At 29.2% G+C, this 15714-nt stretch carries 15 protein-coding genes and 5 tRNA genes; 2 read left to right on the forward strand and 18 right to left on the reverse strand.

Features of this window, described 5'->3' with window-relative positions; genetic code table 4:
• The first annotated feature begins 62 nt into the window (after positions 1-62).
• Positions 63-1166, forward strand: coding sequence for a hypothetical protein (locus NPA11_RS00635; RefSeq protein ID WP_257043707.1), 1104 nt, complete (start codon positions 63-65; stop codon positions 1164-1166).
• A gap of 57 nt (positions 1167-1223) precedes the next feature.
• Here NPA11_RS00635 and tig read toward each other — a convergent pair whose 3' ends face one another.
• The 12 genes from tig to gltX form a co-directional block, all read right to left on the reverse strand.
• Entirely contained in the window at positions 1224-2549 is a 1326-nt protein-coding gene (gene tig, locus NPA11_RS00640) for a trigger factor (RefSeq protein WP_257043708.1), read from the reverse strand.
• Positions 2550-2628: 79 nt separating this feature from the next.
• A complete protein-coding gene (locus tag NPA11_RS00645) occupies positions 2629-3774 on the reverse strand; it encodes a YihY/virulence factor BrkB family protein (RefSeq protein ID WP_257043709.1) in 1146 nt (381 codons plus the stop codon).
• The gene (gene gatB, locus NPA11_RS00650) at positions 3755-5182 is read right to left on the reverse strand and encodes an Asp-tRNA(Asn)/Glu-tRNA(Gln) amidotransferase subunit GatB (RefSeq protein WP_257043710.1); all 1428 of its coding nucleotides are present in this window, start codon (positions 5180-5182) and stop codon (positions 3755-3757) included. Before gatB ends, NPA11_RS00645 begins: the two co-directional genes overlap by 20 nt.
• Positions 5175-6494, reverse strand: a complete 1320-nt coding sequence (locus NPA11_RS00655; protein WP_257043711.1) for an amidase family protein — start codon at positions 6492-6494, stop codon at positions 5175-5177. The genes gatB and NPA11_RS00655 overlap by 8 nt, the downstream gene beginning before the upstream one ends.
• Entirely contained in the window at positions 6494-6796 is a 303-nt protein-coding gene (locus tag NPA11_RS00660) for an aspartyl/glutamyl-tRNA amidotransferase subunit C (protein WP_257043714.1), read from the reverse strand. Before NPA11_RS00660 ends, NPA11_RS00655 begins: the two co-directional genes overlap by 1 nt.
• A 7-nt stretch (positions 6797-6803) precedes the next feature.
• Positions 6804-7652, reverse strand: coding sequence for an RluA family pseudouridine synthase (locus NPA11_RS00665; RefSeq protein WP_257043715.1), 849 nt, complete (start codon positions 7650-7652; stop codon positions 6804-6806).
• A gap of 45 nt (positions 7653-7697) precedes the next feature.
• Positions 7698-8270 (reverse strand): SMC-Scp complex subunit ScpB, encoded by a 573-nt coding sequence (gene scpB / locus NPA11_RS00670; protein ID WP_257043716.1) that lies wholly within the window; start codon positions 8268-8270, stop codon positions 7698-7700.
• Positions 8260-9006, reverse strand: a complete 747-nt coding sequence (locus NPA11_RS00675) for a segregation/condensation protein A (RefSeq protein ID WP_257043717.1) — start codon at positions 9004-9006, stop codon at positions 8260-8262. Before NPA11_RS00675 ends, scpB begins: the two co-directional genes overlap by 11 nt.
• Positions 8999-9763, reverse strand: coding sequence for a 1-acyl-sn-glycerol-3-phosphate acyltransferase (locus NPA11_RS00680; RefSeq protein ID WP_257043718.1), 765 nt, complete (start codon positions 9761-9763; stop codon positions 8999-9001). Before NPA11_RS00680 ends, NPA11_RS00675 begins: the two co-directional genes overlap by 8 nt.
• The gene (locus NPA11_RS00685) at positions 9744-10076 is read right to left on the reverse strand and encodes a holo-ACP synthase (RefSeq protein WP_257043719.1); all 333 of its coding nucleotides are present in this window, start codon (positions 10074-10076) and stop codon (positions 9744-9746) included. Before NPA11_RS00685 ends, NPA11_RS00680 begins: the two co-directional genes overlap by 20 nt.
• A gap of 68 nt (positions 10077-10144) precedes the next feature.
• Entirely contained in the window at positions 10145-10552 is a 408-nt protein-coding gene (locus NPA11_RS00690; RefSeq protein ID WP_257043720.1) for a DUF1934 family protein, read from the reverse strand.
• Positions 10542-11948: a glutamate--tRNA ligase gene (gene gltX, locus NPA11_RS00695; protein WP_257043722.1), complete on the reverse strand. Its 1407-nt coding sequence runs from the start codon at positions 11946-11948 to the stop codon at positions 10542-10544. Before gltX ends, NPA11_RS00690 begins: the two co-directional genes overlap by 11 nt.
• Positions 11949-12133: 185 nt before the next feature.
• On the opposite strand from gltX, the gene NPA11_RS00700 reads away from it, so the two are divergent.
• Positions 12134-13474 (forward strand): DUF2179 domain-containing protein, encoded by a 1341-nt coding sequence (locus tag NPA11_RS00700; protein WP_257043723.1) that lies wholly within the window; start codon positions 12134-12136, stop codon positions 13472-13474.
• Positions 13475-13498: 24 nt separating this feature from the next.
• Here the strand turns inward: NPA11_RS00700 and NPA11_RS00705 are convergent, their stop codons facing one another.
• From NPA11_RS00705 to NPA11_RS00730, 6 genes are all read right to left on the reverse strand, one after another.
• Entirely contained in the window at positions 13499-15130 is a 1632-nt protein-coding gene (locus NPA11_RS00705; protein WP_257043724.1) for an MAG3240 family lipoprotein, read from the reverse strand.
• A gap of 78 nt (positions 15131-15208) precedes the next feature.
• Positions 15209-15292, reverse strand: a tRNA-Leu gene (locus NPA11_RS00710).
• A gap of 54 nt (positions 15293-15346) precedes the next feature.
• Positions 15347-15422, reverse strand: a tRNA-Thr gene (locus tag NPA11_RS00715).
• 1 nt (position 15423) lies between these two features.
• Positions 15424-15499: transfer RNA gene (locus NPA11_RS00720), tRNA-Val, on the reverse strand.
• Positions 15500-15504: 5 nt separating this feature from the next.
• A tRNA-Glu gene (locus tag NPA11_RS00725) sits at positions 15505-15580 on the reverse strand.
• A 4-nt stretch (positions 15581-15584) separates the two neighbouring features.
• Positions 15585-15659 (reverse strand) — tRNA-Asn (locus tag NPA11_RS00730).
• Between the last annotated feature and the right edge of the window lie 55 nt (positions 15660-15714).

The raw sequence follows: 15714 nt of genomic DNA on the forward strand, positions 1-15714 counted from the left end.
TGAAAAAAATTCACTTTTTCATATATATATATATATATATATATATCAATATAATTTATTCTATGAAAAGAAATAGAATATTAAAAAACTTATTTATGTTAGGAACTCCTGCATCTTTATTGATTGCTACTGTTTCATGTTCAAGTTCAACAACACAACAAACAACAAGCCCAAAACCAGTAGAAAATAATACAAAACCAGCTGCTAAAACTACCGAAGAAACTAAAGCTCTAACACCTGTAACTGAGCAATCTGGAAAACCTACTCCAGAAAAAGCTCCAACACCTAATCCTACAACAACTAATAAAAAAACCGAAGGAACAAGTGCACAAACTGGTTCGTCATCAACCCCAGTTCCAGCGACTTCGCAACCTTCAACAACACAAAAACAAGGTGAAAGCTCGACAACTTCTTCAAATACAAAAGTTTCAAAAGATAATGCAAGCACTTCAACCACAAGACAACCCACTTCAACAACATCAACAAGTACACCTTCAAGTCCTGCTTCTACAACCACCCCAGCAACTCCAGCACCTAGTGCTCCAACTACTTCTAAAACTGTTGTAAACACATTAACTAAAGAAATGGAAGAAGAAGTTAATAAACTTGATCTTCTTAAGAGAGTAAACACAGACGCAGATTTTAAATCATATTTCCTAAGTCTTAGAAAACCTAAACCAAATAACAATATAACCAAAACATACACCAGAGAAGATTTTCTTGCTGATGTTTGAATTCTGCAAAACGCTTTTGCACAAGTATTAGAATTAGAAAAGGCACTTAAAGCAAATGATGATGAAGTGTTGAATAAATTTATCGCTGATACAAAAGATAGATTAAATTCAATCTTTAAAGAAGCAAAAGATAAAGACAATAAAGCAAAAGTAAGTCTTGATACTGAAAGAATTAATAATCTTTATAAAACCGTAAGTTTAAAATTAACCAACTCAATTCCTAACTTTGTACTTATTCCAGGATTTGGATTTATCTCAGGTTCATTTAATAATGGCACAAACCCACAAGCTGAACCAACAGAAAAAGCTGAAGTTGAAAAAATCGATGTAAATAAATTAGCACATAAAATTGTTCAAAAATTAGAAAGCGAAAAAAATTCTAAAGCATCTTCTTCTTCTGCTGTTGCTCCTGCAAAACCTGCAAGTAAATAAGCTTATTAACGATAATAAAAAGAACCAAGTTTTGGTTCTTTTTTGTGGTGATGAGGATTATTTTAATAAGTTTGAATATTCTTTTTCTAATGAAGGAATTGATTTTTCATCAACAACCTTTAAAATTGCTTCAAAGTATCTTTTTACTCATAGATTTTGTTTCTTTTGTTCATCAGTAACAAAAGGCACTTTATATTGTATGTCTTTAATTTCTTCATCAGTTACTTCTGCAGGACTATAGTTGGTTAATAAAAATTGATTTGCAAGTTCCAATTTGACTTCTTTTTCGGCGGCTTGTTCAAGCTCAACTTTAATTTTTTCCTCGGTTGATTTAACAAGTTTTAAGTATTCGTGTTTTTTAACCCCATAGTTTTTAAGTGAGTCGTTAAAGTTTTTTTCTAAGGTTTTGTATTTTTGATTAATCAATACGGGAGATACTTTTAAAGCTTCTTGGCTAGTTAATTGTTCAAGCACTTGTTTCATAAAGTTATCTAGAGTGTTTGAAAATGATTTTAATTCTTCACGTTTCTTGAAAAATTCTTTTAATTCTTCAACTGTTTTAGCCTCTTCAAAGTTAAGTTTTTTGACAAACTCATCATCTACTTGAATATGTTTTGCTCTTGAAAATGAATTAATTTTGACCTTGAAAAGTGCTTGCTTACTTCTGAAATCTTCAACATAATAATCAGCAGGGAACATGACTTTAACATCAACGCTTTCACCAGCTTGCTTACCGATTAATTGATCTTCAAAACCAGGAATAAATGATTTTGAACCAAGTTTGAGTTCATAACCTTGTGCTTCTCCGCCTTCAAATGGCTCATCATCAATAAATCCTTTAAAATCAATATTCACAATATCTTCAAGTTGTGTAGTTTCTTTTGATTCATCTTCTGGAAGATGCACAATTGTTTCTGCATAAGGTGCTGTTAGTTCTTGCATTCCTTTTTCTACATCTTGATCAGTAACTGGGTTAAAGGTTAATTTAGCTTTAACACTTTTTAAACTTAATGTGTTTAAATCTGGTAATAATGTGTATTTGTAAGATAAAACAAAGTTTTTATCTTGATCATTGTTTACATCAAGTTCAGGGGCAACAGGGAGAATCATCACTTTATTTTCTTTAGCAAATTCTTGAGCTTTTTTCAACACTTCAGCGTATTTACTTTGAACAAAAGAATCCAGTGTTTGTGAGTGCACAGCTCCTTTGTTAACGGCTTGTTCAAGTTTGTTTAATGGAGCTTTTCCAGCTCTAAAACCTGGAATTTTTACTTTGCTTAAAGCTACTTTGTAGTTTTTATCAAACTCTTTGTCATATTGCTCTTTTTCAATAACAACTGAGACTAAAAGTTCTTGATTTTTCTTATTTAATTTTGTTTCCATATATGAAATCATCTCCTTTTATGTAGGTTAGTTTAAATATTAAATATATTTTACCTTATTTTGTGGTTTAAGCTTGAAATTAGTAGATGTAAAAGATCTTATAGCCACGATTATAGGTTTTTTGATTATGAAACATTTTGTAATATGCTTGGTTAAATAAAATTCCAAAAAACATTAAATTAACAAATCAGGTAATGAAAAATGCTAACGTTAAGACAAAACCAATACTTCCATAACGATCATAATTGAGTGTTTTATTAATTCAAAAAGAAAAAATCAGCACAAAAACAAGGTTAGGAATGGTTGAGAAAATAGCTCCACGCAAGATATGATTAATTTTAATTTGAAAACTTGGAGAAAACTTAAATAAAGCAATAAAAAGAGCTAATAGAAAGAAAAATGTTCAAAAGACAAAAAAGATTTTTGATAAATGAGGTGATTTCTTTTGTGATAAGTTAAAGTCTCCAGTGACAATTGATTCGGTAAAGGTTTGTAAATTTGAAAATGCTCATAGCAAACAGCTAACCATTAGCACTAAAGCAAAGCCTTTGGCTCTGTTCCCTAAATACGAACCCACTTTCTTGTGATCGTACATATAATTAACTGCAACCACTAATTTTCCGTATCCATTTGAAGCAAAGAGTAAAGTAGTGACAAAGAACAAAGTATGAGTAAGAATAGTTGAATAATCAAGAGTACTGAATAAATCAATTGAACCGACATAATTTGGAACATCTGGAAAAAAACTTCCCAAAGTTCCGTTGATAAAACGTTCCTTAAAAACCACTTGAGCAGGAGTATTGCCATAAACAATAAATCCAAGCAAGAGGTTTAAATTAAAAATAATATAAATGACTGGAATAAACGAAATTAGAAAATAGAATGCAATTGTTAGTCAAGTGAAATTAAAATCTTTTGAAATAAATTTAACAAAAACAATATCCACTACACCACGTCTTTTTCGGTGAAGTGCATTAATTTCATGAATGGCTTCAAAACTATGTTTTTGACCAGAAGTTAAAAATTTTAAATATCTAAAACCGGGAAAGGTTAAGAATCAAGCAAAAATTGAGATGATTAATTTTAAAATAAAATCAAACCACAAGCCCAGATATTTATAAGGATCATCTCAAATTAAATTGATTGATCAAGTGATATATTTGCGTCTTTTATATTTAAAAGACAGCAATTTTCTATATGGATTTTTAGTGTTTAAACTTTTCATCTAAAATCTCTTTTGCTAGTTGATCACTTAAGATTGGGTTGACTTGTCCGCCAGTGGTTTTCATTAAATTACCTAACACAAATTTCAGCACTCTTTCAGGACGAGTAGGATATTCAGTCACAAGTTGATCATTATCTTGAATAATTTGTTCAAGAATTTGTGTGATCTGTGCTGGATCTGAAATTTGTTTAAGATTATATTTTTCAAGCAGGTCATCAAGAGAATCATTTTGATAATTAGATAAAAAAGGAATTAATTTTTTTAATGACTTACCTGAAATAATTTGTTGATCTAGTAATTTCAAAGCTTGATTAATGTGTTCTGGTTTGATATTTAGTTGAGTGGGATGGAGCTCTTTAGAATTAGCTAGAGAGACAATTTCTGCAAAGAAAACTTTTGACAGCTTTTCTTTGTCTGGATAATTAATTGAATCAAAATATTTGGCTAATTCAATATCATCAACTAATCTTTGAACATAGATATCTTGAATTTGTGCATTTAAATACCTTTGTTCTTTTTCTAAAGGCAATTCAGGAACAAGGACTGAGTTAACAAATTCTTTTGAAAGTTTAATAAAGGGAATATTTGGTTCAGGAAAGTATTTATATTCGACTGTTCCTGTTTTAGTACGCATGACCACATTGGTATTATCTTGGTCGTTAAATCTTTTTGTTTGTTGCAAAATAGTTTCGTTTGTAAGTAATTTTTGTGTTTGTAACTTAATTTCATATTCAATTGCTTTTTTAACATTTGAAAGTGAATTCATGTTTTTAATTTCGACCTTAGTTCCAAACACTTTACTTCCATAAGGTCTCAGTGAAATATTAATATCAGCTCGTAATGATCCTTCCTCAAGTTTTCCATCAGATATTTCAAGGGCATTAACAGTTTTACGGATCATATCAATATATCCAGCGGCCTCATCAGCATTTCGCATTACTGGATATGTTACTATTTCAATTAATGGAGTTCCAGCTCGATTGTAGTCAAGTTTGGTTCCTTCATGATCGTGAATTTGTTTAGCTGTATCTTCTTCTAAATGGATACGTTCAATCAAAATTTCTTTTAATCCATTTGGGGTTTTGATTGTAATTTTCCCATTTTTTCCAATTGGCCTAAAAAACTGAGTGATTTGATATCCTTTTGGCAAATCAGGATAAAAGTAATTTTTACGGTCAAAGTGGAGTTCATCATCAATTTCCATGTTTAGTGCCTTAGCAAAAGCAAGAGCAAATTTAACCGCTTGCTTATTGACCATTGGCAAAGTACCAGGGTATCCTAAATCGATTTGATTAGCACAAGTATTTGGAGAAAGGTTAAAATCTACTTTAGCTGGAGAGAACATTTTGGTTTGAGTTTTAAGTTCAATATGAATTTCAATTCCAATAATTGTTTCAAAATTATTCATTTGTTTCTCCTAACATTTTTTTAATATATAAAGAATGATTTAATAATTTATTATCCTCGTACAAACCTGCATCAATAGTTAAATTAAATGGCATTGCATTTTTAGTCCCAAGCGGAATTGATAGTGATGGATTCCCAGCCAAATTTGCACCAGTCAGAACATAATCCATAACATCATATGACTTTTTATCCTTAATTAATGGAGCAATTGAAGCAAATGAAGGGTAAATAACCACATCGCCCATTTGATGAAGTGATTTTAAATAATCTCTAATCACTCTACGAACTTTCATTGCTTTAATAAAAATTTCTTCTTGATTTTCACTATATAAGAAGTAACTTCCCAACACCAAACGCTCGCTGACCATAATTCCAAAGTTTTGACTTCTGGTTTTGGTCATAATTTCAATATAATCTTGCCCATTAACTTTATTTCCAAAAATAATTCCGGTTAAATTAGCTAAATTTGAAGAAGCTTCAGAAAAACTAATCACTTGATAAACAGGTTTAATGCATCTGAGAATATCTAAATTTGGTTTAACTAATTCAACTTGAATGTTTTGTTTTTTAAGTTTATTAATTAATTTATCAAAAGCCTTATTAACTTCAGGGTCACAAAATTCAGAAAAGTCTAAAGCCACAATTTTTGACGGTTTTGTTTCTACAAGTTCATTTAATTTCACTTCCACTGTAGTCATATCTTTAGGATCAATACCGTATAAAGTTTTAGAAACTAAATAAATATCATTAACATTATGAGCAAAATAAGCTATAGTATCAAGTGAGGAAGCATAAGCAAATAATCCATAACGAGAAATAGCTCCGTATGAAGGTTTGAAACCAATAATCCCATTATATGAAGCTGGAAGTCTAACGCTATCTCCTGTATCACTTCCTATTGCAAATGAAATATTTTTACTGAAAGTAGCAACCGAACCAGATGAACTACCTCCTGATAATCTTGTATGGTCTTTTGGATTGGTAATTAAACCAAAAGCACTATATGTTCCAGTTCCACCTAATGCTAGTTCATCATTGTTAACAGTGGCTACCAATAAAGCTCCATTATTTAATATTTTTTCAACAATTGTTGCATTATATGAAGGTTGAAAATTTTCTAGAATTTTTGAAGAAGAACGAACAAATCCAGTTTTAGTTGCATAAACATCTTTAAGGGTAAAAACAGCATTATCAAGCAAACCAGTTCCTAATTTTTCTTTTTCAAAAACTTTTATTACTGCATTATTTGTGTCTTGTCGCAATTCTTGAGAAGCTTTTTGAAAGTCTCCTAAAACTTTTAATTTGAGATTCATTATTTCACCACCTTTGAAGTAATGATAAAATCTTGGTCTTTATCTTTAGCATTTTTTAAAATGTCTTCTTTTGAAATCGAAAAACTATTATCAACATAATCCTCTCTTAAAAAATCGATAAGAGGAGTTTCATTAATATGTGAAAGTGGAGCTACATTATCTAGGTTTATTTTGTCAAATTTTTTCAATTCATTTTGAATATTGTTTCAATTTTCAATAATGTTATCTAAAACTTGTTCGGTTGGTTCGATCATTAATGAAGAAACAATTTCTTTTAATTGTTCTTTGGTGATTTGTTTCATAGTTCTCCTATCATTTAATTGGTGATCAAAATTCTTTATTATTTAAATAGCTTAATTCACCAGATAACCCTTGTAATTTTAAATATCAAGAATGAAGCATTAATCGTTCAGCTTTTTTACCGCCGTATTTTTTATCTCCATAAATTGGAGCATTTAGGTATTTTAAGGTTAATCTAATTTGATGCTTACGGCCAGTAATGATTTGAGCTATTTTTCGGTTTCCTTCAAAATAAAACTGAGTCACACCCTCTTTAGAATTATCTTTAGGTTTAGGTGAAATCTTAGTTTTTTGAGCTTGATCATCTTTATAAAAATAAAGTTTAATTCGTTGATTGTTTGGGGTAAAATCAGATAAAAATTGATATTTTTTAATGAATTTATGGTGTGTTTGATTTAGTATTTTTACACTCAGATAATTTTTACCATAAAGGATAATTCCACTTGTATCTTTATCTAACCTTCCAACATGACTAGGGGTAAAACTGTCAATTTTCTGAAAATTTAAGTATCCTAAAACTTGATTATCAAGAGAATTTTCTTCTCCGTGAACAGCAATCCCATTTGGCTTATTAATAATTAAAATATTTTCATCTTCATAAAGAATATCTAATTGATTATTAAATATTTTTATATTTGATTCATCTGTTTCTTGTGGATCAAAAATTCCATAAACAGTAATAACATCGCCTTGATTAACCTTATAATTTTTATCAATTTTGCGATTGCCATTCACTTTGATATCTTTCTTACGAAATATTTTTTCAATTTTACTTAGTGGTAAATTAGGGAAATATTTTTGTAAAATTTTAAAAACGCTTCTGGTGGAATCGTTTTTTGTAGCAATAATTTCAATCATTTTACCTCCTTTTCTCGATTAATAAAATAAAAAAAGCGCCCGAGATTAATCTTCTCTTTGGCTTGTAAATAAATCAAAATCAGAATGCTCACTTTCTAAATCGTCAACATAATTAAAATCATTCATTTTTGGTAAATCACGCATAGTTTTAATACGGAAGTGATCAAAAAATTTATTAGTTACTCCATAAAGCACAGGATTTCCAGGGGTTGGTGAAATTCCAACTTCTTCAATAATTCCTTTTACTAAAAGAGTATTGACTACTTGATCTGAAGCTAGCCCTCTAATTTTATTAATTTGGCCTTTGGTAATTGGTTGTTTATAAGCAATTATTCCAGCAACTTCAATAGCTGAATTTGACAATCTTTGTTTTTTAACTACGTTAACCATTTTTGCAACATAATCTTTGACGGTTTCACGAGTAGCTAGTTTATAAACTTCATTAAAAGAAACAACTTTAAGCCCTCTATCTTGCGAATTAAAATCTTTATGAAAATCGTCCATAACTTTTTTAGCCTCAGCAATTGTGTTTAAAGAGAAAATTTCTTTAACTTGTTCAAGAGTTAAGCCATCATCCCCTTGAATATATAATAAAGCTTCTAGTATTTTATTTTTCATTAAATTCACTTCCTTTTTTAATCACAATATTACCAAATTGATGTTCTTGGATAATAATTAATTGTTGTTGCCTTGCTAAGTCTAAAAGAGCAAGCAAAGTAATTACAAAATGTCCAATAGTTGGTTGATTAAAGACCATTTCAAAAGTTACTGTTTCATTGTTCGCGAGCAATTTTTTAATAAATCCAAATTGATCAGCAGGAGTTAATTTTATTGTTTCAAGGGTGGTGTGACGCAATTCTTGTGCATATCTTCTTTCAAACATTCTTTGCAACACAGTTATTAGTTTAATTGGGTTTGAATAGCCATCTAAACGAGAATCATCTGAATCGACAACAAAATCTTCAATATTACTTGGCTTTTTAATAAAGATTTCTTCACGTTGAACCCTAAAGGTTTTGAGTGCTTCTTTGACTTCTTTAAATTGTTGATATTCAACTAATTGATTAATCAGACTTTCTTTTTCTTGTTGAACTTCTTCAACTTGATCAGGTTCTTTTAAGACCATTTTGGCCTTTAAATCAATTAAAGTAGCAGCCATTAGGAGATAATCACCAGCAATATCAATTTCATTTTCTTTAAGTTGATTGATAATTTGTAAATATTGAGTCGCCAACTCAGAAACATCAACATCAAAAATACTCATTTTTTTATCTTTAATTAGAGCAAGTAAAAGGTCTAATGGGCCATCGAATTGATTAATCTTGAAAGTATATTCTTGGACACTATTATTCATATTTCTTCATTTCTTCTTGAATGAGATTTTTGACTCTTTGAGCTAAGGCTTTAGCGTCTTGAGTTAAATAATTTGCTGGCTTGAGCGGTTTTAAAAATGAGACAGTAATTTTTAATCTTCCAACTCTCTTTTTATTTTGGGCATTTAGTGAATTAATGATCGCCACAGGCACAATGGTTAGATAATTACTTGCAGTAATTTTAAAAGCTCCTGATTTAAATTCGCCTAGTTTTGGGGTTTGAACTCTAGTTCCTTCAGGAAAGACCACTCCAATAGTTTTGTTAATTCGAATAAATTCACCAAATTCGTTGAGTTTTTGAAAAGATTCTCTAAAATTTTCTCGGTCAATTACTGTTGAATCAGTTAGTTTGAGTATTCGTTTAACAAGAAACTTTTCATCTAATTCTTTTTTAGCTAAAAAGTTAACAATTCGATTTTTGCTCCCTTGCTCATAATCTTGTTTTTCAAGTGCTGCTAAAAGAGCAACAGGATCCATGCTTGATTTATGATTAGCTGCTAATAATGTTCCGCCACTTTTAGGTATATTTTCAAAACCAATAATTTCTAAATCTATATTGTTAACTTTTAAGAGTTTTTTGGACAATTTAAGTAAATAATCATTCCGAGCTTGAGCACTTAATGATTGGTCATCCTTTTTGTATTTACGATACATTGACGAGATTTTTCTAATTCTGTGCAGTCATGCAATAGATGTAAAAATTTTCTTTAATGTTCGATTAATTGCGATTTTCTTCATACTTATCCTCATTTTTAACAACCATAGCAATTACAAAATCATCTTCATGTGAAATGCTAATGCTAAAATTGTTAAAAGTTCATTTATTATTAACTTTAGTTAAATTAATTTTGGAAAATTGACTATAGCTATTATCGCTTTTGAAGATAGCTTCTTTAATTGCTCAGCTTCTAGCCAAAAATAATGCTTGATGCTCAGAAGAAGTGTTTTGATAATCAATTAATTCCTGCTTAGATAAAATTTTTTGTATAAGCGAGAATTTTGCGTCCTTAAAACGTGAAATCTTAGCTATATCCACTCCTATATTAAGCATATTTTTATTATATAAAAAAAACACATTTTTCTGTGAAATGAGACGTAAAAAGTGCTAATATAGCACTTTTAGTTCTCGAGAGTTAAATAAATCTTAAAATTTCCAAAAACTTCCTTCTTGTCTGATTGTTTTTGGAACAATTCATATTCAAAAAAGTATTGTTTACCATAATCAAATTCGTGTTTGATAATTTGAGTGTAAAAATCCATTTCTCTTCCAATTCCTTCAGGAGTTTGTAACTCAAAAACATTTAATGCACTTTGATTAGGATCTAAAATAATGTATAGAGTTGTCGGGCCGGCAAAAATATTGATTCTTTGATTTGAAATTTCAATTCGATTAGCAATATTATTACTTGGTTCATAAAAAGACAAGACTTGAAATTCCCCTTCTTTTGTTAATTCGACTGGGGCACTAAATTCAATTTCTTTTTCATTATTATTTTGAAATACAATAGATTTAAATTTAATTTTCATATTGTGCTAACCTTTTAAAAATTATTTCTTTGCCAAATAAGTAAATAGCTTTAGCTAATTCTGGTCCGTGTTCAGAATTAGTAGTTGCAATTCTAATTGGCATAAATAATTTTTTACCTTTTAATTTTAATAATTGTGAAGTCTGATCAATAGTTTGTTGAATATTTTCAACACTAAATTCGTTTGTATTATTTTTAAGGAGCTTAAAGAAAGTATTAATTAATGTCAATTGTTCATTATCAAAGGCCTTCTTTTGAACTTGAGGATTTGAATAATTGATTAAATAGGATTTTAATTCACTTAAAGTTGAACAACTTTCTTTAAAAGTATTGACAAAAAGAATTAATCATTCATTTGACTGGTCATTTGAATTTAAATAATTAATAAGCTCTGAATTATTTAATTGCTTTAAATATTGTTTTGAAAACCAGTTCATTTTACTAATATCAAATTTGCTTGGAGATTTAGAAAGTCTTTGTGGATCGAATTTTTCAATTAGCTCTTCTTGGTTCATTAATTCACTTGCATCAGCAGAAGTTCAGCCTAAAAGTGCTAGGAAATTAAAAATACCTTGTGGAATATAACCTTCATTTTTATAATCTTGAATAAATTGTTTGAGCGAAGTATCTCTTTTTGAAAGTTTTTTCCCTTCCATATTTGTAATAATAGTTAAGTGCCCAAATTGAGGTGCGTCTCAGTTTAAATATTGGTAAATTACTAATTGTTTTGGAGTATTTCCAATATGCTCTTCTCCACGTAAAACATGGGTAATTTCCATATCGTGGTCATCTACGACCACTGCAAAGTTATAAGTAGGATATCCATCAGATTTAAAAATAACTCAATCAGCTATTTCATTTGAATCAAATTCAATTAGTCCCCTAACAATATCATTCCAAGCAAGCTTTTGATTTTTAGGCATTTTTAAACGAATTGAATATTGCCCAGCAGCTTCTCTTGCTTGTTTTTCCTGCTCGCTAATTTGCAATCATTGAGAATTGTATCTAAAAGATGCAAATCCTTTTTTGTCTGATTCTTCTTTTTGTTGATCAAGTTCTTGTGCTGTATCATAAGCTTTATAAGCTAAACCTTTGTCAATTAATAATTGTGCAATCTCTTTATACCTGTTTAATTTTTCGCTTTGTCTATAGGCAACATATTTATGGTTTGGTTTTATAGGACTTTCATCAGGGACAATTCCAAGTCATTGTAAATTGTTTAATTGAGACTCTTCTCCTCCTTGAACATTTCTTTTGACATCTGTATCTTCAAGGCGAAAGATAAAATCTCCGTTAAAATGTTTTGCGAATAAATAGTTAAAAAGAGCAGTTCTAGCCCCACCAATGTGTAAATAACCTGTAGGACTTGGAGCGTATCTGGTTCTGATTTTTTTCATATATCTCCTTAAAAACATAAAGTATATTAATTATATAATAACTTATTTTTTATGATTAAGGCAATTATGAAAATGGTAAAATTTTCATATTTTTCAATTTATTTTTTAAATAAAGCTAAAAAAGTGGTGTAATTATAGAATATCCATTTTGCGAAATGGTTTTTAATTTTTATAAAGGGGGTCCCTTGTTTTTTAATAAAAAAGATCAAGATCAGAATTTACAAGAACCTCAAGTTATTGAAAAAGCTAACACAGTTTATAAAAAAACTAGAATGTCAAATTTTGGTTTAAAGTTAAATTATTTTTATTCATATTTACCGATGTGAAAACTAATTACCACCACAGCAATTACTGCAATTATTTTTGGGGTAATTAGTGTATTTTTTGTTAAAAATGTCGGAATTTATAATTTTGGATTGGCTGCTTTTGGGCAAGCCATTGCTCGTCTTATTATTGTTAAAATCGCCGGAACAGTTTCTCCTATTTTATCAAACGCGATTGACCAGCTTGTTTTCTGATTAGCTTACATTATATTAAGTATCCCGATTTTTGTGTTAGGATATCGAAAAATCGGAAAATTATTTGGTGATTTAACAGTGATTTTTCTGGTTGTTTCTTCACTTGTTTCATTCTCAATTGGTTTTATTGATGGAGCTAATGAAGTTTATTTAATTGGTGATTTTGGTAATCAAAATGTTAAAGATCTAATTAATGAAATATCAAATCAAAAAATTCAAACTTTTTCGTCTAATCCTGATTTAGGCGAACAAATAGCAAAAATTCAAAGCACTAAAGATAGTTTATTAAAATTATCTCCACTTCTTCCTCTTAGTTGACAAGAAGGTGGTAACATTATAGCTTTAATAATTATTGCTGTCGGTTATGGAGTAATTTTAGCTTGAATTTTCGCATTAATTCAAATAATTGGCGGAACTGCTGGAGTAACAGGAATTATCGGAGAGTGATATTCAAATAAAACTCAAAAATCATTCGGAGTAATTTCGGGTTATTTAAATATCATTATTATTTTTATTTCTGTGGCTATAGGTTCTTGATTACCTGGATCTTTATATATTCAGAAGATATTAAAATTTTCTGACGGAGTCTCATTATCAAGTAAAGCACTTGAGACAATCAATGTGTTAAAAACAAGAGCTTGAAGTTTTGAATTTTATTTATCCCCTAATTTTATCGCTACATTTATTACAAACATAGCTTATATTATTGTTTTAAATAAAATTTATCCTAAATTTAAACTTGTTAAAGTCGAAATCTTTTCGAAAAAATTCGAACTACTTCAATCAAAAATCTCAAACGATCGGAAAATTGTTATTAAACTAACTTCTTTTGTGGCTCAATCTGGCAAAGATGAAGAATTTACACACATTCTCAAAACAGTTACTTTATTTAGACAAGTACCAAGAATATTGAAAAAGATTCATCAATACGATTCTGATGCTTTTGTGGCTATTTCAGAGGTTTCAAGTATTGATGGTTATATTTATTTACCGACTGAAAAGTTTTAAAATAAAAAATGGCTGAGCCATTTTTTATTTGTAAAATTGTGGATATATGTTCAGATCTAATGAACCAGTGTTATTAAATTGATCTATATCAGAATAATCAAACCCTTTTAAACCGCCAATTTTAATGTTGTTTATTGTCAATATTTTTTTATTCTGTTTTAAATCAATGACATCAAGTCTTAAGTTAACTTGTCCTAAAACTTGTGGATTAGTTTGGATTTTATTAATTTCTAAATAGAGCGGTGAATAACCTTGTGAGTTTTCAAAATCAAATAAATATGAATTTAACACAACAGCAACTTGAGCAATAATTCACTCAAGTGGATTTTGTCTCAACAGAATATCGTTAAATTGATCAGGTTCAAAATCTTGCATTTTGTTTCCATTTCAAATGCTTGCATTGTCTTTATTGATGTATAAAAAGTAATTAAATATTTTTTGTAAATTTGTATTAATAAAATTTTCCAGTCTTAATGATGAATTAATTTTCATTTGATTGTTAACTGCAAATTGACCAAATGTATTTAAAGAATAATCAAAATTTTTATCATAATTAAGATTATTACTTGTGTAATATCCGCTTAAAACGTGGTGATGTTTACTAAAATCAAGTGAATATCATTTATATGATTTTTGATTATCATGCACAACAATAGGTACAATTAGTGAAGAATTATTCAAAGGTAAATGATCAGGGATTTGTAATGATTTTTCAAAATTAATCATAAGTTTGCTATTTAAATTAGGAGAAGAAATATTAATATAATCTTTTAAGTACTTAAGTAAAACCAAAAGACCTTTTGAAGAAATTTTTCTCAAAATGGAAACATTTTCAATAATGGTTTCAAAAGAATCAATTAATAGTGGATTGTTTTTGAAAAAAAGATCGACATCATTAAATTGTTCATTTAACAAAACTTGATTATCATTAATAAATAAATTAAAGTTTCTGTTTCATGTTTTTCTTTGATTTAAATCTCTAAAATTAGGGAGAAAAAATTTAACTTGCTTTCATTTTGAATATAAATCTTGATTTTGCTGATTTTTGAGCGAGATTGAAATTGTTTGATCGTTATTAAGCAAAATTCTAGCAAAAGTAAAATTTTCAATGTCAAAAGCTCTTAAATAAAAAGTTAAAATTTTTTCTAAATATTGAATTTGTTCATTGTTTTGAAAAAAAGCTTGCTCTCTAATATTATCAGAACTAATTCAATTCGGAAGAATTGATTTAAATAAATTTTTATTAGCAAAAATATCAAAAATAGCGTATTGAAGATTCGGAAAGAATGGAGAATTATTAAAAAGATCTTTTTTGATTGAATTCAAAGAACTTGCCGAAGAAAAAACTCTTAATTCTTGGATATTAATGCCATTAGTTTGATAAAGCAATTCAAGATTATTGCTCAATTTTTTTAAAAAAAGATTTTCCTTTTGAGCTTTTAAATTATCAATTTGTTCATTGTTTTGTCCGGTATTATTTTTGGTAAAAAATAAATTATTTTGAATTAAATAATCAAGTTGAGACTTGTTATAAATTCAATCAAAGAGTTTTTGATCATATTTTCTAGGTTCGTTTTTAGGGTTTGAACATGAAATGCTAAAAAACACAACATTACTTATCATTCAATTAGCAAAAAAGATCTTTTTAAATTTCATATATTCCTTTTTAGTAATATTATAACAATAAACATACTTTTGTAAATAAAGCATAAAAAAAGATGCCTAAGCATCATATGGTGCGCGAGGAGGGACTCGAACCCTCATGCCGGAGGCACTAGAGCCTAAATCTAGCGTGTCTGCCAATTTCACCACCCGCGCACAGATAAAAGTAGAAAAGGTCTAAAAAGCTTAAAAAAAAGGCATTTGATTGCCTGGTGCCGTCTATAGGACTCGAACCTACGACCTACTGATTACAAGTCAGTTGCTCTCCCAACTGAGCTAAGACGGCATGGTGGAGAATAAGGGACTCGAACCCATGACATTCGCCTTGTAAGGGCGACGCTCTCCCAACTGAGCTAATTCTCCATAAATGGCAGTCTGTACGGGGATCGAACCCGTGCATGCATGGATGAAAACCATGTGTGTTAACCTCTTCACCAACAGACCATAATGGCGCCGATTATTGGGATTGAACCAACGACCAACTGGTTAACAGCCAGCTGCTCTACCGCTGAGCTAAATCGGCAAGTGTGTTTAGCTTTTTAATTATAACAAGAATTTTAATTTTTGTAAATAATTAA

Source organism: Mycoplasma sp. 1578d (assembly GCF_024582695.1).
GTDB lineage: Bacteria > Bacillota_I > Bacilli_A > Mycoplasmatales > Metamycoplasmataceae > Mycoplasmopsis.